Here is an 18,145-nt window from a genome sequence, read left to right as displayed (position 1 = left end):
TTGGCCGCGAAAAGTGGCAGCTCCTCAACGTTAGGAGCTACACCAATGAAACACGCCATCACTCCGTCCGCAATTCGCGCTTTTGCTCATCGCTGCATAGCCCTGAGCGCTCTCCGCGCAAACTCCTCCCTGTCCAATCGACTCGCCCGCTACAACGCCAATATGGCCATCGCCCGCACCCTAGAAGCCAAAGGGGGTGTGCAATGAACACTCCTACAGAGCTGGAGGTTACTTCGATGCTTACGAACTTCTCGGAGTTTCACAACGTAGGCACGCGATCATTCTTTTCCGTCTCAGCCGGCATTCCTGTCGCCGATGCGCTGCACGAAGCGAGCTGCTTACTCGCGGCGGCCGATGCAATGCTGACGAAATCCATGGATAGCGGCCTTTGTGTCGATGAGGTATTTGGAATCAGGCTTTTGATGGCCGCAGCCAAGGCCTTGGTTGACTCTTCCACCGCTCCTATCCAGTTCGGCAATCGCCAAGGCGGTGCCAAATGAAAAACCCAGATATCTCAACCGAAATCAGCGTCGAGGACATGCGGGACGTTCAGGAAATTCTGAAGCTGCTAGCGCTTTCCTTTGCCCTGATCGCCTCACCTTCGATCAACATACTCGTGGCACGAGTTACTGCCGTTTTCGCTCAGCACACCGCTATGGCCTGGGCGGAACTTCTCGACGACTTGATCGCTGCGCAAGGGGGTGCCCAATGAGCAGCCTACTTTCAACTGCGATCAACGCCGAACGAGAACACGCATCTCAGTGGTGGAGTGTCCTCAATCAGTTGCGCCTTTCCAACCAGTTGCCGGACTGGGTTCGCGCCAAGGACATTGGTAGCGATACCGAATATCAGAAGGCACTGATCGCGAGAAGCGACGTCAATCAGGCTCTGTTTGGCGTCGACGAGATCCAGCCGTCAGGCGACCTAGAACCCCGCACCTACGAATGTCAGCGGCTCATTGATCTGATGGAGTTGGAGCGTACGCGCTACCTCACGTGGTGGACGATGCTCAGCGAAATGCGTGCACGTAGACAGCTACCGGATTGGGTTGTGACTAATCGCATTGGTAACGGCCCGGATCATGAGCGGTGGTCTGACAAATCGGCACAGGTCAACCAGATGCTGTTTGGACAATCACGCGTTCGCCACTTGGCGACGCAGCTTCGGTTGCCTGAGGGGCCACGGCCCGGTTCTCGGCAGCGCGCGGCATCGCTGACTCCCGTGAATTGCTGATTAGATAAAGGCTTAAGCACATGAAAATTCAAAATGGCGCGCCTGCGCCCACGGGATCGGCTTGCCTGAAAAAAGCCACAGAGCTGTTCTACGTGACCCATCCGAAAGCGCTGAAGGCATTGCTTGGCCCGTTCCTGACGAAGTCTGACGCCGAGTGCGGGCGCGTAGTCATGCGCAGCGCCGACGCTCAAGTGACCGCCTGCCTAGTGGAGTCAATCGACGACATCACGCACTGGCACGCCGTGAACAATGGACGGGTTTGCCGGGTATTCGCTGGGAGCGTCAGTCATGGATGACGCAGCGATCCTGTTCCGTGATGCGCTCCAAGCGACTTATGGACAGCTTGATTGGCTCCCTGTGCCCGATGGCAGCATTCACCGGTTCCGCGTTCCTGACGACAAGTCCGGCACTCTCAATGGTTGGTATGTCCTGTATTTGGATGGTATCGCCTCTGGTGCTTTTGGCAGTTGGAAGTCCGGAGCTGCCAGCACTTGGTGTAGCCGCGAACCGGTAGACGCTCGCGAGGCCGCGCAGATCCGCGAGCGAATTGATCAGGCTCGGCGCCAGCGCGAGGCCGAACAACAACGACGCCAGCAGCAAGCCGCAGAGAAGGCTAATCACTGGTGGCGCAATGCTCGGCGCGCATCGCCTGATCACCCATACCTCACAGCCAAAGGAGTTCGCTCCCACGGTCTGCGCCAGCGCGGCGCGGATCTGCTTGTACCGCTGTACCTCGACGGCCTCCTAGTCAATCTGCAACGAATCGCCCCAGACGGCGCCAAGCGTTTCTTGCCCGGTGGGCGCGTGAAAGGCACGTACTCGCCTCTAGGCATCATCGAGCTCGGCGCCTTGCTCTGCATCTGCGAAGGATGGGCGACGGGCGCCAGCCTTCACCAACACGGTGGCTATGCCGTTGCCGCTGCCATGAACGCGGGAAATCTGTTACCGGCGGCGATGGGGCTTCGTTCGCGCTACCCAGACCAGCCATTTGTTATTGCTGGCGACGACGACCGACTCACCGACGGCAACCCGGGACGCACAGCAGCGAACGCAGCAGCGGCGGCAGTGGGCGCTCAAGTGGCTTTCCCCGAATGGCCAGAAGGTTCGCCCGATGACCTTACCGATTTCAACGACCTCGCAAACTGGAAGCTCGCCAATGGCCAAGCCTGATACCAACGTGATCAACCTTCGGCCAGAAGCCGCAACCATCGCGCCGGCTCGTCCTTGCTGGGCGGTGTACGAGCACTGGGTGACCAACGAGAACGGCCGCAAGTTGCGTCCGGGAGTTTACTGGCACAGTTTCAAGCGCACTGCTGCGGATCAGGCCGACGCCGAGAACGACGCCGCCGACAGGCCGATCAGCGATGAGTGGATCTCAAGCCCGGTCACGGTCGTGGCCCGGACCACCAACAGTGACGACGGCAGCGAGGGCCGGCTCCTGCGTCTGGTTACAGAGGGCGGGATCAAGGAGTGGATCATTGCCATGGAAGTATTCGGCGGCAGCGGAGAGGACGCCCGGCGCGCGTTGTTCGGTATGGGGGTCATCATCGCTTTGAAGAAGCGCGGCACGTTCATGGAATACCTGCTCGACCAGCACCCCGCCGAAGTATTCGCCACAACCAGCCGGCCGGGCTGGCACGAGTCGGGCGCGTTCGTTCTGCCCGGGCGAACGATCGGCGCCGCAAACGTGCGATACCAAGCGAGCAACAAGGCTCAGGTGCTGTTCAGTCAGCGTGGTGAGCTGGCGCTGTGGCAATCGGCCGTCGCCGCCAAGTGCGCGGGCAACCCGGTACTTACTCTGGCGATCGGCTGCTCGCTGGCTGGTCCGTTGCTGAGTTTGGTCGGCGTGCTGGGTGGCGGTGTTCACCTGGTGGGCGACAGCTCGAGCGGCAAATCTCTGGCCCAACTGATCGGTTCGTCGGTGTGGGGTGACCCGGGCGTGTTCGCCGCCAGTTGGGACATGACCAAGGGCGGCCTTGAGATCGAGGCGTCAAGCCGCAACGACACCATCCTGCCGCTGGATGAGATCAAGCGCGCCGATCCAAAGCGGGTGCAGGAAATGGCCTACTCCCTCGCCAACGGCCAGGGTAAGGGAACCATGACCCGTGAGCGCGAAGCCAGGGGCAAACTGAGCTGGCGCCTGCTCACGCTTTCCAGTGGAGAGCGCTCGCTCTCTGAGCACGCCGCCATTTCCGGGAATGCTGCCCATGCTGGCGCTGAATTGCGCATGGTCGACGTGAACGCCGGCACCCGCACGCACCGGGCCTTTGATGAGTTGCATGGCCTTGAGGGAGCGGACTTTCACCGGCAGCTCACCGTGGCTGTCGGCGCACACCATGGCCACCTTGGGCCAGCCTTTGTGGAGCGCCTGGTCGCCGCCGACGATAAGCCAGGCTTGCTCAGCGACTTTGACGGCATCCGCGCCCAGTTCGTCGAGGACAATGCCCAAGCTGGGCGAGTGGCTGACCGATTCGCTGTGATCGCGCTTGCGGGAGAGATGGCCATCGCTTTCGGCTTGCTGCCTTGGGAACAAGGAACCGCCCTCGCCGACTGCCGCCTGCTTTATGGGGAATGGCTCTCACGTGTAGGTGGCGGTAACGCAGAGGATCGCCAGATCCTGGCCGGCATCCTCGACTTCATCGACAAACACGGCAGCAGCCGGTTCTCCGATGTCGACGCCACGGAAGTCGACACCAAGGTGTTCAACCGCGCCGGCTATTGGGAGCTGGTGGCCGGCAAACGACTCTACCTGTTCAACAAGTCCGCACTCGTCGAGGCAGCCCACGGATTCGGCCTCACCCGCGTGATCAAGGCACTGGAAGTTGGCGGAGCCCTGGCCAAGCGCGACACCGATCGCGATAGCCGCAAAACCAAAAAGTACCGCATCCCCGCCGGCGGGTCGGCGCGCCTGTACGTCATTGATCCCGAAGAAATGGACAGCGAAGGGGGCGGCGCATGACCACCATATCCAACAAGTACGAATGCCCGAGTTCTCAGGAACCTACAAACGTGGGGAACAGGGGGAACGGGGGAACAGCCAGTAAAACCGTGGCTTGTAGCCGTTCCCCCTTATTGAATGTATGGGGAACAGGGGGAACACAAACATGTTTTTGAATATAAGCGTTTCCCCGTTTCTGAGCATTTGGTTATCACTGTTCCCCCCAAAAAAACGTGGGGAACAGAATCCCCCTCTGGAAGCCCCAGAAACATTGGCTGTTCCCACTGTTCCCCCGTTCCCCCAATTTTTTTCTAGAGACACATATGGGCAATGGAGCAATCAGGCCGAGATGACGACATGAGCCTCCTCTCCGGCCTGCTCGATCACATGCCACCAGCCGTTACCGGCACTGATTCGCCAAAAATGGATAGTCGACCTCGCCCGCGCCTGGTGCTGGCCACTCGGGTCGAACGCCCTGCTCAGTTCATCACCGGCCCACACGCAAACGCCGCCACCGCTACGCCTGAGTGGCGTCACGCCCGTGATCTATACCTGAACCACATCATGGTGTGTCGAGCTTGCTACGCGCCTACCGGGCGCCATTGCACAGAGGGCGCTCATCTGCGCTCCGACTACGAGAACACACCGATGGAGGCGCACGTCTAGGTGCGCGCTACAACGAGCAATGCCACCGGGGCAAACCGCCCCTACTCAGCCAAAGCCCGCCGCAAGCAGGCGCCCTGTAGGAAACACATATGACTATCCCATCAACGACCAATCACCTTTCGATTCCACTCGGCATCACCGACCCACTGCTACTGCGCGTGCTGCGTGAGCACGTCAACCAGATCAATCAGCTCGCAGAGGGTCGCATAACTGCCTTCTACTCTGCGCTTACCGCTGCGCCTACCGCTGCGCCTACCAGCGGACCTTGGATGCAGGGAGACTCAGTGAAGAACTCGGCGCCGTCGGAGTTAGGCACCGCCGGCTCCAAATACGTGATCGAGGGTTGGGTTTGTGTCGTCTCGGGCACGCCAGGAACATGGGTTCAAAAGCGCTTTCTGACGGGCAACTGATGAGCAACTCAATACTGGTATTCGTTAACCAGACCTGAAAAGGAGGAGCAAAACCCCGGAGCTGGGGTGCTCGCCAGCTCCGATTGCACACTCAGGATTCGACCTATAGGACAGGACGACCGGCCTTCAAAACCACTGTTCAAATATACAGATAAAGCAAAATCTGCTAATATTAGGTTATAACCTTGCATCGGAGGATGATTTATGACCAACAAGACCCGAGGCCACCAAACCAAGCCAACCCGCGCAGAGATCACCGCCGCATATGAGCGCCTGCGTATCGCAGCGAATTCTGGAAGCGTACAGGCGAATGCCGCACTGATTGCCTTGGCAGAACGCCGTCCTCTGCTACCTATGGAGGATTTAGTCGCATGAATGAAATCCGTTCCAGTATCCCGAAGAGGGAATCCAGTATGGCAATTGATCCAAGCTCGATTCAGTGGGATGACGAACCGCAGATTGATCCGGCCGGCATCACGTGGGATGACGCACCTGATCAGGTAATGCCGGAGCAAACCGTGCCAGAACCTGCCGCGCAAATGCCCGGTCCATCCCGTCAGGCGGGCCGCTTCGGCAATCTCCCGGCACTCCCAGACAACGCCGGCAAGCAGCTGATGCAAGACGCTGGCAACATCCTCGGCGGCGCTCTGCGCGGTGCTGGCTCGATCGGCGCAACCATCGTCGCGCCGTATGACATCGTTCAGGATCTGCGCGCGGGCAAAGGACTGTCGCTGGAATCGAACCGTCAGCGCCGGGCGGATATGGATTGGGCACTTCAGGATCTTGGCGCTCAGCCTGATTCCATGGCGTTCAAGAGTGGCAAGCTGGGCACTGAAATCGCTGGGACTGCGGGAATGGGCGGCGCGCTGGCCAGAGGCGCGGCAATGCTGCCGGGCGTGGCAAAGATCGCCCCGCTGATCGAATCCATCGGCTCTGGCGGATTCCGCAACGGTGGCCTGCAAGGCTTGACTGGACTGGCGGCGCGCGGCGCAGGCGGTGCAATTACTGGTGGCGCGGCGGCAGGATTGGTCAATCCGGAAGATGCTGGGCTTGGTGCACTAGTTGGTGGCGCAATCCCAGGTGCAACGGCGGCTGTCGGTTCTACTACGCGCGGACTTGGCCGGGCCCTGCGAGGCGGAGAGGTTAATCCCGCCGTGAGCGCACTCGCAAAAAGGGCTGAAGACCTTGGCATCAACATCCCAAGCGATCGGATCGTCAACAGCAAGCCATTGAACGCCCTGGCTGCATCGCTGGAATATATGCCGCTCAGTGGTCGATCTGCGACGCTCTCGAACATGCAAAACCAGCTCAATCGCGCCGTTAGCCGAACGGTCGGCCAAGATTCGCCAGATGTAAATATGGCGCTTCGCGATGCTAGGAAAGAACTTGGATCGAAGTTCGAAACAGTGCTGCAGAGCAACAAGGTCAAGGTTGATGACCAATTTCTGCAAGATTTGGCCGAGCAAGGGCAGCGCGCCGCTGGAGAGCTAGAAACCGGGCAGGCGAGCATCATTCAGAAGCAGATTGATGAGATCCTCGGCAAAGCGAACAATGGCGAGATCGACGGGCAGGCAGCGTACAACATCAAGAAGACGCTAGACCGGATCGGCCAGCGCAACAGCCCCGAAGCCTACTATGCCAGCGATCTGAGGAAGTCCCTGATGGGCGCTCTCAACCGCTCATTGCCGCCGGCAGATGCCGCTGACTTCGCCAAGGTCCGCCAACAATACGGCACGATGCTCGATCTGGAGAAGATGGCGCAGAACGGCGCAGAGGGGAACATCTCAATAGCCCGGCTGGCCAACATGAAGAACATCGGCAATCCAGAACTTCAAGATCTGGCTGATATCAGCGCGCAGTTCCTACGGTCACGGGAAAGCCCTCATGGTGCTATGCAGCGCTTGATGCTTGGCAGCCTTGGGGCTGCTGGCGCCGGCTCTGGCTTCGTCCCGCCGCTGCTGTTCGGTGGAGCCATGGTGGCAGGCCGGGGAGCCAATGCTGCCCTGAACAGTAATGCGTTGCGCGGCTTGCTAATGAGAGCGCCAAGCCAAGGAGGCGGTCTACTGTCTCACGGCGCGGAAAAGGCAAACAGAGTGTTTCCTCTTTTGGCACCGCAGTTGGTCAACGACCAGTAAGGCCAAGCCAGAAACCGTACACCGCCGCAGCGCAGACGATGGCGATGCCTTTCCAGATCATGAAGTCGATCATCGTAAAGTTCGAGAAATCCACCAAGACCTCCAAGCCCGCAGACGCGGGCTTTTTACTGAGGAAACTATAACGTCACGGGCAATCCGAGCGGTACTCGGGTCGCCATGAGTCTAGTAGCTCCGCAGGGCAAAGAAGGTCAACTAGATTGACCGTTAGTCGGGTTAGTCGCGTTCGGTAACCAGTAAAGGTAACCACCTCGCTTGGTTACTTTCCGTCACCCGGTATCCGCTCTGGTATCCACGGTTCAGGCCACTTCAACCTGGATACTGGAGATTCTGACCAGACACGACGGGCCCCCAAAACTAGTCGTTTCCGTCCGATCAACAGATTCGACGGTCGGTACTGAACGCGAAGTGAGAAATTTTGAGAACACGCTACAATCACCAGCACGAGGCACCCGCTCGCCTCGTAAACGCCTTACGCAATCATCGTTTCTCGTGATCTCCGTGAGCATGATCGAGAAATAAAAAGGACACATGGCATGGGCCGGTGTCGAATTTATAGGCCAACCAGAATTTACGGAGGTAACCATGGCTAAGAATTTTTTGGATTTGAAGACCGATCCAAGTCTGTTGTGTGCGCTCCAAGGGGCCTCCCAGCACAAGCAGACTGCTGCCGAGATGCTGGAACAGCGTGTTTCGTTCGTATACGGCTCGGTGAGCTCTAATAACGGCGTCACGCGTGAGCAAGTTCGCAAGTTGATTCTGGAGCAGGAAGGAGTCGAAGGGGAAACACGTTGATCCTCTTCGAGCTCTGCGGGAACACTGAGCAAAACCCAATCTATCGCGAGCTGGAAGTCTCTAATGGCAACCGGCAATATGATTTTTTGCGGTCTATAGTCGGCGCTGCACTGGCTGTAGACCGCGCATTCCTATCAAACCACATCATCAAGGCATTGAACTTTCAGGCTATCACTTGCCTGCATACGAATGCCGGTGAGTATCGCCCTTGCCAAGTCGTCGTAGGCAACCATAGGCCTCCAGAACACTATCGTGTCGAGGCGCTAATGGACGATTTTGTGAATATGGTGAATAGGGACTGGGAGCAGTCCGACCCAGTTGCGCTGGCAGCGCTCGTACTATGGCGACTGAACCACATTCATCCGTTCATCAATGGCAACGGCCGCACTGCTAGGGCTGCCTGCTATTTCGTATTGTGTGTGAAAGCAGGGGGATGGCTACCTGGCGCCACGATACTTCCAGAGCTGATTCGGCGCGACCGGGCTGAATACGTTGATGCATTGCGCCTCGTGGATGAGTCTGTCACCCAAGGAGCGCGGGATCTAAGCCCACTGCATGAACTGTTGTCCAAGCTCATTCGAGAACAACTCGCTACGCAGCCAGCTCCCGCCGATGACCAGCCTGATTAATCGCCCCCGCCAGCGACCCAGTGGAGAGTTTTCGGACGCCCTAAAAAGGGAACAGACCCCCATGCCGGCGACGTGTAACTAGGCAGGCTGTTACACACCCTGTTACAGCAAAATACGCTGTTTCACGTAACGCTCCTCGCACAGATTTCGCGCACCAGAACTACGTAAAAACCGCAAAGCACGCAGGCTGGTACGCACCATAGGTACGCACTCGCCGTAGCGTACCCGCAGACGGTTCGCACCGAGGTTCGCAGTAATGGTTCGCAGTCTGCGCCGCGAACCTGATCGGTGGTTGCCATTACGGTTGCCACGGTTGGTTACCATTCCAGACTGGCAACCAAGGCATGGTTACACTCAAGGTTTCAGCCGAAACCGCAATTTTCCACCTGTTGCCAAATGAGAAGTTTCCAACAAAACCAGCAGCGCAGATTACGTTTGTGCTCAAAGCTTGAGGTTCTTGAGCGACTGTTTAATCACTGCCTCCGCCAGGGCTCTAGCCTGATCATCGATCTCCCTGCGGGAGATAGCTCTTCCACACTTTCCGCATTTAGCTCCGACGAAATCGTCGAGAGAGCGAATAGGTTTTGTGCTTTCAAAATTTGTTGAGCCACATCTGCATTTCACTTGGGGAGTTGAGCTCATACCGCTTCCTTTGCCTAAAAGTGATTATCCACGCGGCAACTGTAGTTCGGGTTCTGAATTTACGCGTCGTCGCCACATCCGAATTGATTGCTAGGGCCGATGGAGAACGCCACATCAATCACGGGCACCAGCAAAGCGAACAGGTTTTGGTGTAGAAAACGACACTCTGTGTAGGAATCAACACAGCGCATCTAAAGCGCCAACTCGATTCTGGTTACCACCCAAATCGGTGTGGTAGGAGCGCCACACTGCGGCATTGGGACCGCACTCGCATCCAAATGAAATGAGTCACCCAGGCTCTCTTTGGTTTCTGCGCCGGCTATACACAACCCCCCAGGCATCGAGCATTTCCAGTGACTCCGAGCGCTCGTCGGCGAGTGAGCAGTGAGCAGTGAGCAGTGAGCAGTGAGCAGTGAGCAGTTTGTTTCCCGCCTCGATCAAATGAGCGCTGCTACGCTTTCATTTTTCTCGAATGGAGTCGAAGCAATGCCCACCCCCGAATACTCTCTCCCAGATATCCTGGAACGCATGTATCACAACCAGCTCGCCTTGGAAGCCGCTCTAATGGAGCTGACCTTACTTGTCGAAACCCAAGGGCACGCCGACGTTGGTGACAACATTCGGACCACGCTGGAGACGATCGGCGAGAACGCCGGGCACATCAATCAAGGTCTCGCCCGACTAAAAGCACAAGGCGCGCAGTGACCGAGCCCGAGTCAGGAGCGCATATGAACGATGAGTGCGAAGTTGTGTTCGTAGCGGGTCTGAGCAAGATGCTCGGCCGCACAGAGGCTGCGGTCCGCCAAGGCATGAGCCGTGGGGTCGACTGGCTGCCCAAGAGCTTCAGGATGGGCACCAGACACTGCTGGCTGAAGGAGGACGTGCGGGAGTTCCTGCGAAAATGCCGTGATGGCGAGAACAAGGCGTCAAGGGTCGGTAGACCACGGCAGACACCGCCAACGCTGAGAGATATCAGAAGATGACAGAGGGCATCGATCGTTTTCTACGCCTCGATGAGGTGCTTCATATTACCGGGCTCAGTTGCGCCACAGTTTATCGTCGGATGAAGGAAGGCACCTTCCCAAAACAGATCAGGATAGGCCCCAACTCGGTGGCCTGGCGGCAGTCAGCAATCGCTAAATGGATGTTCGATCTGAGCCAGAGTGATTGACTCTCGATAACTACGGAAGTCCTAGTGGCTGAGTGGGGGGGGGGGAATGCCACAGTCTGGCGATGGTGCCATTCCGAAGTGCGAAGAGCCTAGACCATGCACCCGTCTCCCTCAGCCCCAATACAAGGGCGAAATCTTTCGGCATATCTACTTACCGACGGTCGAGAAAGCTTCGGTTTCCCGAATTTATGCTATACAGAACCTGTCAAACGAATTGTCAAATGGGATAGAGTGCGCGTCCTCACCTACCCCTCTAAGGAGAGACTAATGGCTGATCGTGCTGGCGTGCTAGCTAATGCGCCCCTGATCTACACCTTGAGCGTTGTCAGATTCTCGCCCTTGCTCCTGCTTTCGAAAATGATTCCAGAAATTCAGCACAAGCTGAGAGACTGCCTTCCTGAGTATTTCCAGATGGCCCGGTCAATTTCGCCTAGCCCGAACATGGAGCCAAACTCTTGGGCGTTTCTTGATCGAGAGCTGAAGTACGCCTGTGTTTTGAGCCAAGACCATTTAGTACTGCAGAGCATTTCATACCTGCATTTCGACGAACACCGCGAGCTTTTTAAGAGGTGTCTGAACGCTGTAGTCGAATTCGCGGGAAATCTCGATGTACTAGGCATAGGCATGCGTTACGTCGACAGAATTGAGCCATTAGAAGGCGAATGCCTATCACAATATCTGCCCGTTGAGCTTCTCCCCCTTGAGAATGCTCAAATACCGATCATGAAAGCAGGAAAGGTCACCAAACCAGCGGGAGTCTCTACCACGACCTACCACTTTGATCCCGAATTTCTCCATATCAGATGCTGGCGCCAGCAGGGCATGTGGGTGCCAGAAGATGTGATGGAACTTGCAATGGTCTTTGAGATAGCTCGACAGACTCGACATACGCACACCTCTCAAAGAATGGGCCAGTCAATCACCTCGGTATTTCAGCCAACAAGCGCTTCCGGCGCGCTCTTGGACACAGATGCGTATTTACCATTCGCACCCACAGAGCGATTGCAAACGAGTGACGTCGTTGAGCGACTTGAAGGTCTGCACACTATGGCCAATACTGCTTTTAGAAGTGTGGCTACCGATTATGCTTTTCAGGCATGGAGCATGAAATCATGAGCATTGGAGCTTTAAGTCTTTATCCATCAGAGCAGAGGGAAACGAGCGCCACATTTATGGGGCAATGGGAGCGGCCTGAGCGCAATTCGAGAAATGCGACTTCCAGTGTGAGCACATGGCTACCTCATCTTGCGACCGCTCTAGTGGCCATCATCCCAAACGGCGCTTTAGAGCTGAGACAAGCAGATGTCTTGCCCATCAGCTCGACAACCCAGCACCTCGTAAATCCCACCCGGTCTTTGTGGGTTGCCGTCTCAGAAGAAGCTGAAGAAGTTGACGTAGTGCCTGCACTCATCGAGAGCTTTCGAAAAAATTTCGGCCTGTCTGACAACTCAATCTCTGAGCTTTTTGGAGTTTCTCGTCAGACGGTTTACAACTGGCGCACTAAAAAAACCGTCGCCGACGCACCAGAAAGAATCAAAGCTTTGGCGAATGTCTTAGCAGAGGTTAATGCTGAGGATGTGCCCTACCTGAAACGCTCGCTATTCTACCCAACTAATGACGGCCTACTAATGCAGGACGTCTTGAGCGAATCAAACTGGAAAAACCTTGGCCCCCAGGATGTTCGTAGAGTAACTCTGGAACTGGCAGAAAAAGCTGCACAACTTAGGTCACGAGACAGAAAAACCATCTCTCGCTTGGAGAAATTCAATCCGTCCCAGGTAGGTTAGAAGAATGACGGCGAATGCTCAGGATGAAAAAGAAGCTGCTGTCACAACGATCAGGGGAATGGGCTGGTTACAAGGAGATATAGTTAGCGGAGCTGACCTCGCGGATCACATCCCCCAAGCGGCCGTGGATGGTGTTCTGGGAGGCAAGCTGCCTTCCCACTGGGTTCTAATCTCCCATTCATGTTCTATTCACGCTCGAGCATACGACCAAGCTCCCATGGTCGAGTGGATAGCTCTGAAAATGATGAAGAAGAAGCCTCTGGGCGCTTATTTAAATTCCAACAACCCAAGAATTCTTCAGTTACAACTCGACGAAAAATTGATTTTCGAGGCTAAAATCGAGAGACGAATTTGGACACCAAGATCAGTGCTGCAGAGTTTAAAGAGGAATGAGGACCAAAAACTCGATAGCGAAATGATTCAAACGTTAAGCTACTGGCTCTCCCACAGCTACAACAGAATTGCGATACCAGATAAACTTGTCGAACGTCTAAAATTTAGGAATGGCGAAAACATCTATATCGGACTGGGAGTTGCTATAGACAGCTTTCTTAGCGAGAACGCCCATCTGCTAAAGGGCGCATGGATATCATTCTACCCAAAAGAAGAATTACTCGACGCCACACCCTACAGCGTCTCTTTTAGACTACTAATAAAGCCTAAACATGCCGATCAACTAAACGAGCTAAACGCCAAGCTCCAAGAGGTAACGAATTTAGCCGCTAGTGAGATCGAAGGCCTCGACATTGATGAATGTTTAATAACTCCGTTGCAAGATTTCACGATGCTGGACGCGGAGGACTTCACACATTACAACTCAAGCGACTGGCTAAGCTTGGCCGAAGAAGATGAGGGTGAGGGTGAGGGGGAATAGATTTCCTCACCCTGAGTCGAAGCGATAATACTCAGCGCTCAGATGGGGATGGTAAGAATCCCTTAAAGTGGTGGTTTGAAGCAAAAATAAGGCCGAAAAGTTCAGTGAACCAAACAACTCGCCAGAAGATAGACTGTTCGAAAGCACGGTGAAGAAATGCGCTACTTAACCGTCAGGAAATTTTCCAGCGAGTCGGGATACACAGAGGCAGCTATCCGATCAAAGATTGCTGACGGCACCTGGAGGAAAGATTACGTCTGGCGAAAGGCGCCTGACGGGCGGGTGCTGGTCGACGTGGATGGCTACCAAGCTTGGGTAGAGATGGGCAAACCATCGACGACCAATCAAGCAAATAGACTCCGATCAAGACCGAGCCGCAGACCGTTTCTGGGCAAAGGGCCGCAACTCAGTCCAAAGCCACTGGTGTAATGCCGTTCGTCGGGGAGGCCGACGCACTCGTTGGTCACTTTCGGGCACCTTTTTAAAGAAAGGGGAAAACGGTCGAAAACCACCTAGCAGCGAGTGCGGTGTATCCCAATATGTATCCCACTCAACAATTCAATTTAAATACTTCTTTAAATACAATTACTTACAACACGGGTTCAAACGACCCCGGCCCACCAACTCTCAACGACAAAGCCCGCCAAGTGCGGGCTTTGTCGCATCTGGCCGTCCCTCCCAGCCCCTACCGCCAAAAACCAATCCCTCCCCACACACCTCAATGCTCATGCCGATGATGCACATCCGGAAAATGCGCATGCCGGTGACGCATCGGCGTATGCACATGCGGATGACTGTGCGGCTCCGCTCCATCCCATTCAAACCCGTGCGTATGCTGGTGATGCTCATCGTGTGTATGGCGATGATCATGCTCGAGCTGTTCGTGCTGATGCTCATGAACATGGTTTTCCGTCAGATGAATCCACACCCCCACAGCCATCAACGCAGCAGCAAGCAGGAACATCAGCGATACCGACTCGCCCAGCAACAGAATCGAGATACCGGCGCCCAGAAACGGCGCGGTGGAAAAGTACGCGCCGGTGCGCGCACTGCCCAGCCCGCGCAGGGCGAGGACGAACATCACCAGGCTGACGCCGTACCCGAGAAACCCGACCAGCAGGATCGGCACCAGCGAGGCGGCTGCGGGCAGTTGTTTGCCGATGAACAAGGCCAGGCCGCAATTGACCACTCCCGCCACAAGACCTTTGCTGCCCGCGATAAACAGCGCATCCGAGGCAGACACCTTACGCGTCAGGTTGTTGTCGATGGCCCAGCAAAAGCAGGCGAAGGCGACGGCCAGCGGGCCTGTCCAGTCCTGCGCCGACACGGCCTCTTGCGGCCATGACAACACGACACCGCCGGCCACGATGGCGAGCATGCCGATCACGATTCGCCGATCGGCATTTTCCTTGAACACGACCCAAGCCAACAGCGCCGTGAGCACTGATTCCAGATTGAGCATCAGTGAGGCGCTCGCGCCGGACGTTCTGGTCAAACCGAACATCAATGCTACCGGCGCCAGCACGCCGCCAAAGCCGATGGCTCCGACCAGCCACGGCCATTCGCCGGCTCCGAGTCCGGAACGCTGCCAGCCTCGATCGCGGGCAAAACGCAGGACGGTCAAACCCAGCCCGCTGCCCAGATAGAGCAACCCGGCCAATAGAATCGGTGAAATCTGTACGCCCAACAGCTTGGCGAGTGGCGTACTGGCGCCAAACAACGCTGCTGCAACCAACGCGTAGAGCACGCTCACATTCATGAAGGGATCACTCGCTCGGGCCGATGAAATATTGGCAACGATCATGGCAAAACTCAGGTGAGAATTATGTGAACCGTTACCTGAAGGATCCCCTCCCCTTCAAGCACACACTCCCCTCCAGCAACATTTGATCTGCGCAATCCAGGGCGCTGGGGCGACACAGCCTCTATGTTGCGAACATCGAGATGGGGATTGTCACCGGACTCAAGCCAGCGGATAAACCCCGGAAGCGCTTCTACACTCACAGCGTCCTAGCGTCAGACCGAGCCCCCATGACCGCACTCAAAGATCGCATGCAACAAGGCAAAGACGCCCGCAAGCAGTGCTCTCGCAGCGCTCAGGCATCCACCGGCAAGATGAACCGTGACCCGATTCCGTTGATCAAGGCCTCCAGCCAGGGCCGCGTCGAGTCACTGGTCGAACTGCGTTACGGGCGCATGTTGGTGTCGCCGTTCACGTTCTTTCGCGGCAATGCCTTGTTGCAGGCGCACGACTTGTCGGGCACGGCGAACATGGGCCTGAACTTGCCCATCTGTGGTGACTGCCATCTGATGAATTTTGGCGGTTTCGCCACGCCTGAGCGCAATCTGCTGTTCAGCGTAAACGATTTCGACGAAGCGCATCCCGGACCGTGGGAGTGGGATCTCAAGCGTCTCGCGGCAAGTTTCGTGGTAGCCGCCCGCGACTTGCGCCACGGCGAATCGGTCGAGGAACAGGTGTGCCGTGAAATGGTTGGCGCCTATCAGACGACGCTGCTGGAATGCGCAGAACAGAGTTCGCTGGAAAACTGGTACGAATCCATCAGCTACAACGATCTGCTCGCTCAGGCGCGCAAAAGTACCCTCGAACATGTGGAGCGCGCCATCGAAAAGGCTGAGCGGCGCACCCACGCCGAGCTGCTGCCCAAAATCAGTGAGCGTGATGCCAGTGGTCGCCTGATTATTCGCGATGACCTGCCGGAAATTTTCCACCTGCACAAAAACACGACGCTGCTGGACGCCGACGATGACTGGCTGCGGTTGTCGGACTGGCGCCCGCTCTACGACGCGTTCATGCGTGATTATCGAAACACGCTGCAACCTGACCGTCGCGAGCTGCTCTCACGCTTTCACGCCCAGGACCTGGCCTTTAAAGTGGTCGGCGTCGGCAGTGTCGGAACTCGCTGTCTGGTGGCGCTGCTGACCGACGATCAGGAATTTCCGTTGTTCCTGCAGTTCAAGGAAGCGCGACGTTCGGTGCTCGCCGATTACGTCAAAGTCAAATCGCGCACGCGCCACGAAGGCCAACGTGTGGTCGAGGGGCAGCGGTTGATGCAGGCCGCCAGCGATCTGTTTCTCGGCTGGACCACCGGCCCCAGCGGTCGGCACTTCTATGTGCGGCAACTGCGCGACATGAAGATCTCCGCCGAGCTTGAGACCTTCGACGCCGAAACCTTCGCCGCCTATGGACGTGTTTGCGGCCGAGCCCTCGCCCGGGCACATGCCAAGGCATCCGGTCTCGCGGCGCAAATCAGCGGTTACATTGGCAAAGGCGATGCGCTGGCCGATTCGCTGCTGAAGTACGCGCAAAGTTACACCGCACAAAACGAACGCGACTTCGAGCGCTTCCAGATGGCTTGTCGCAAGGGCCGTTTGCGCGCCCGGTCAGAAGCTGATTTTGCGGCTGACCACATGCCTTGAGCCGGACCGGCTCTTCATTCCCACACCGAACGTCCTAGGAAATTTCCCGCAACTCGCGTCGACTTTGATGAACTGGTGAACCGTTCCCCGTGGCGTTACCCTCCACGACCACTGCCATCCAATGGACGACTTGGCAGCCGCAATTGCAGTGAATATTCACTCCACGGAGCTACGTCATGAAGAAAATTACCCGCCTTTCGCTGGTTGGCTCGGCACCGTCCGATGCGCCAACGTCCAGCATCCAACCCCAATCGAATAGCACCGCACGCAGCGATACCTCGAAGCGGCGGCGTAGCGTCCCGCTCAATCAGCTCATCAGGGTGCGCGACGATGTCGACACACTGACCCTGCTCACCCACGCCAGCGAGATCCTCGACTCCCTCGTCGCCATCAGCGCAAACCTTGCCGAAGAGTTCGACGGTTCCAAGCGCCATGTGGCGGTGGCCATGAAGCAATTGAGCGCACTGGCCGAGATTCTGGTCTGTCGGGCGCGGGACAATCTCGACCCGCAGGGACCGCAAACCTCCGGGCCTGAAACCCGTCATTGACCGGCGAAAACCCGGCGTTCGGTTGCGCATCGGACTGGATTGGGGGCCGCCCATCGAGATGAATTTTTCTTCACTGCAGCTGCGCGGCCAAGCCTTGTACAGTCCGCTCGCTCATTCAAGAAACTACGGTTCGCCCGCGCTCCTGCGGGCTTTTTTTTGCCTGAAACAAAGTCCCTTCTTCGCCACGACTTGCCGTAACCCCGGTGATTGCGCGACTCTGCCTGCAGATCCCACAAGCCGGAGCGCCCGATGCCGCTGTTGACCCTGCCCTGCCAACGCCTGACGCTCGCAATACTCGCTCCAGAGCAGGCCGAGCTCGAAAGCGAGTTCTACCGGCGCAACCAGCGCCACCTCGCACCATGGTCGCCCATCCGCACCACTGAATATTTTTCCACCGAGCAGATTCGCCGACGCCTTGAAATACAGGCCAGCGCATTCGAGGCCGGGCTGGCCATGCATTTCGCGCTGCTGACCCCGGACGGCCAGGAGATGATCGGCGCCTGCAACTTCAGCGGCATCATTCGTGGTGCCTTTCAGGCGTGTTATCTGGGTTATCACATCGACGAGGCCCAACAGGGTCAAGGTTTGATGCAGGAAGCGCTGGAGGCTGGCATCGCTTACATGTTCGATACCCAGAACCTGCACCGGATCATGGCCAACTACATTCCCGGCAACGAACGCAGTGCACGCTTGCTGGAGCGCCTGGGCTTCGAACGTGAGGGTTACGCCAAGGCGTATCTGAACATTGCCGGGCGCTGGCAGGATCACGTGCTGACGGCGCTGGTCAATTCAAGGTTCGAGACACCGGAAAAGCGCTGGTCGAAACCTTTGGCGTGAGTTTCACAATTCGTTAAGGATTGC

21 protein-coding genes are annotated in these 18,145 nt (G+C 56.9%); 20 read left to right on the top strand and 1 reads right to left on the bottom strand.

The genetic code is table 11. From position 1 onward, the window contains the following. Positions 1 to 203 precede the first annotated feature (203 nt). From RMV17_RS03785 to RMV17_RS03705, 17 genes are all read left to right on the top strand, one after another. Entirely contained in the window at positions 204 to 500 is a 297-nt protein-coding gene (locus RMV17_RS03785) for a DUF3077 domain-containing protein (protein ID WP_311885762.1), read from the top strand. Then, entirely contained in the window at positions 497 to 712 is a 216-nt protein-coding gene (locus RMV17_RS03780; protein WP_311885760.1) for a hypothetical protein, read from the top strand. Before RMV17_RS03785 ends, RMV17_RS03780 begins: the two co-directional genes overlap by 4 nt. Beyond that, the gene (locus tag RMV17_RS03775; protein WP_311885757.1) at positions 709 to 1,233 is read left to right on the top strand and encodes a hypothetical protein; all 525 of its coding nucleotides are present in this window, start codon (positions 709 to 711) and stop codon (positions 1,231 to 1,233) included. The genes RMV17_RS03780 and RMV17_RS03775 overlap by 4 nt, the downstream gene beginning before the upstream one ends. Positions 1,234 to 1,253: 20 nt before the next feature. Next, positions 1,254 to 1,529 carry a hypothetical protein gene (locus RMV17_RS03770; RefSeq protein ID WP_311885755.1) on the top strand — a complete coding sequence of 92 codons (276 nt, stop codon included), beginning with the start codon at positions 1,254 to 1,256 and terminating at the stop codon, positions 1,527 to 1,529. After that, positions 1,522 to 2,403, top strand: coding sequence for a toprim domain-containing protein (locus RMV17_RS03765; protein WP_311885753.1), 882 nt, complete (start codon positions 1,522 to 1,524; stop codon positions 2,401 to 2,403). Before RMV17_RS03770 ends, RMV17_RS03765 begins: the two co-directional genes overlap by 8 nt. After that, entirely contained in the window at positions 2,390 to 4,192 is a 1,803-nt protein-coding gene (locus RMV17_RS03760; protein ID WP_311885751.1) for a DUF927 domain-containing protein, read from the top strand. The genes RMV17_RS03765 and RMV17_RS03760 overlap by 14 nt, the downstream gene beginning before the upstream one ends. A 336-nt stretch (positions 4,193 to 4,528) precedes the next feature. Next, positions 4,529 to 4,837 (top strand): hypothetical protein, encoded by a 309-nt coding sequence (locus RMV17_RS03755; RefSeq protein ID WP_311885749.1) that lies wholly within the window; start codon positions 4,529 to 4,531, stop codon positions 4,835 to 4,837. Positions 4,838 to 4,926: 89 nt separating this feature from the next. Beyond that, positions 4,927 to 5,247, top strand: a complete 321-nt coding sequence (locus tag RMV17_RS03750; RefSeq protein ID WP_311885747.1) for a hypothetical protein — start codon at positions 4,927 to 4,929, stop codon at positions 5,245 to 5,247. Positions 5,248 to 5,451: 204 nt separating this feature from the next. Continuing rightward, the gene (locus tag RMV17_RS03745) at positions 5,452 to 5,622 is read left to right on the top strand and encodes a hypothetical protein (RefSeq protein WP_311885745.1); all 171 of its coding nucleotides are present in this window, start codon (positions 5,452 to 5,454) and stop codon (positions 5,620 to 5,622) included. After that, positions 5,619 to 7,382 (top strand): hypothetical protein, encoded by a 1,764-nt coding sequence (locus tag RMV17_RS03740; protein ID WP_311885743.1) that lies wholly within the window; start codon positions 5,619 to 5,621, stop codon positions 7,380 to 7,382. The genes RMV17_RS03745 and RMV17_RS03740 overlap by 4 nt, the downstream gene beginning before the upstream one ends. Before the next feature lie 603 nt (positions 7,383 to 7,985). Continuing rightward, entirely contained in the window at positions 7,986 to 8,195 is a 210-nt protein-coding gene (locus RMV17_RS03735; RefSeq protein WP_311885741.1) for a hypothetical protein, read from the top strand. Beyond that, positions 8,192 to 8,824 (top strand): Fic family protein, encoded by a 633-nt coding sequence (locus RMV17_RS03730; RefSeq protein WP_096822698.1) that lies wholly within the window; start codon positions 8,192 to 8,194, stop codon positions 8,822 to 8,824. Before RMV17_RS03735 ends, RMV17_RS03730 begins: the two co-directional genes overlap by 4 nt. A gap of 1,128 nt (positions 8,825 to 9,952) precedes the next feature. Continuing rightward, positions 9,953 to 10,171, top strand: a complete 219-nt coding sequence (locus tag RMV17_RS03725) for a hypothetical protein (RefSeq protein ID WP_311885730.1) — start codon at positions 9,953 to 9,955, stop codon at positions 10,169 to 10,171. Positions 10,172 to 10,445: 274 nt separating this feature from the next. After that, positions 10,446 to 10,637 carry an AlpA family transcriptional regulator gene (locus RMV17_RS03720; protein ID WP_311885728.1) on the top strand — a complete coding sequence of 64 codons (192 nt, stop codon included), beginning with the start codon at positions 10,446 to 10,448 and terminating at the stop codon, positions 10,635 to 10,637. A gap of 267 nt (positions 10,638 to 10,904) precedes the next feature. Further along, positions 10,905 to 11,753, top strand: coding sequence for a TIGR04255 family protein (locus tag RMV17_RS03715; RefSeq protein WP_311885727.1), 849 nt, complete (start codon positions 10,905 to 10,907; stop codon positions 11,751 to 11,753). Next, entirely contained in the window at positions 11,750 to 12,424 is a 675-nt protein-coding gene (locus RMV17_RS03710) for a helix-turn-helix transcriptional regulator (protein WP_311885725.1), read from the top strand. The genes RMV17_RS03715 and RMV17_RS03710 overlap by 4 nt, the downstream gene beginning before the upstream one ends. 4 nt (positions 12,425 to 12,428) lie before the next feature. Next, positions 12,429 to 13,298: a hypothetical protein gene (locus RMV17_RS03705; protein ID WP_311885723.1), complete on the top strand. Its 870-nt coding sequence runs from the start codon at positions 12,429 to 12,431 to the stop codon at positions 13,296 to 13,298. A gap of 718 nt (positions 13,299 to 14,016) precedes the next feature. Here the strand turns inward: RMV17_RS03705 and RMV17_RS03700 are convergent. Then, the gene (locus RMV17_RS03700) at positions 14,017 to 15,057 is read right to left on the bottom strand and encodes an EamA family transporter (protein WP_311885721.1); all 1,041 of its coding nucleotides are present in this window, start codon (positions 15,055 to 15,057) and stop codon (positions 14,017 to 14,019) included. A gap of 272 nt (positions 15,058 to 15,329) precedes the next feature. On the opposite strand from RMV17_RS03700, the gene RMV17_RS03695 reads away from it, so the two are divergent. The 3 genes from RMV17_RS03695 (at position 15,330) to rimJ (ending at position 18,121) form a co-directional block, all read left to right on the top strand. Further along, complete coding sequence (locus RMV17_RS03695) at positions 15,330 to 16,736, top strand: DUF2252 domain-containing protein (RefSeq protein ID WP_311885719.1); 1,407 nt, start codon at positions 15,330 to 15,332, stop codon at positions 16,734 to 16,736. Positions 16,737 to 16,912: 176 nt separating this feature from the next. Further along, positions 16,913 to 17,284, top strand: a complete 372-nt coding sequence (locus RMV17_RS03690; RefSeq protein WP_311885717.1) for a DUF6124 family protein — start codon at positions 16,913 to 16,915, stop codon at positions 17,282 to 17,284. A gap of 249 nt (positions 17,285 to 17,533) precedes the next feature. Further along, positions 17,534 to 18,121, top strand: coding sequence for a ribosomal protein S5-alanine N-acetyltransferase (rimJ, locus tag RMV17_RS03685; protein WP_311885715.1), 588 nt, complete (start codon positions 17,534 to 17,536; stop codon positions 18,119 to 18,121). Positions 18,122 to 18,145 lie beyond the last annotated feature (24 nt).

The organism is Pseudomonas sp. VD-NE ins (assembly GCF_031882575.1).
Taxonomy (GTDB): Bacteria; Pseudomonadota; Gammaproteobacteria; order Pseudomonadales; family Pseudomonadaceae; genus Aquipseudomonas; species Aquipseudomonas fluorescens_BZ.
This window is presented reverse-complemented; position numbering and strand designations above follow the sequence as displayed.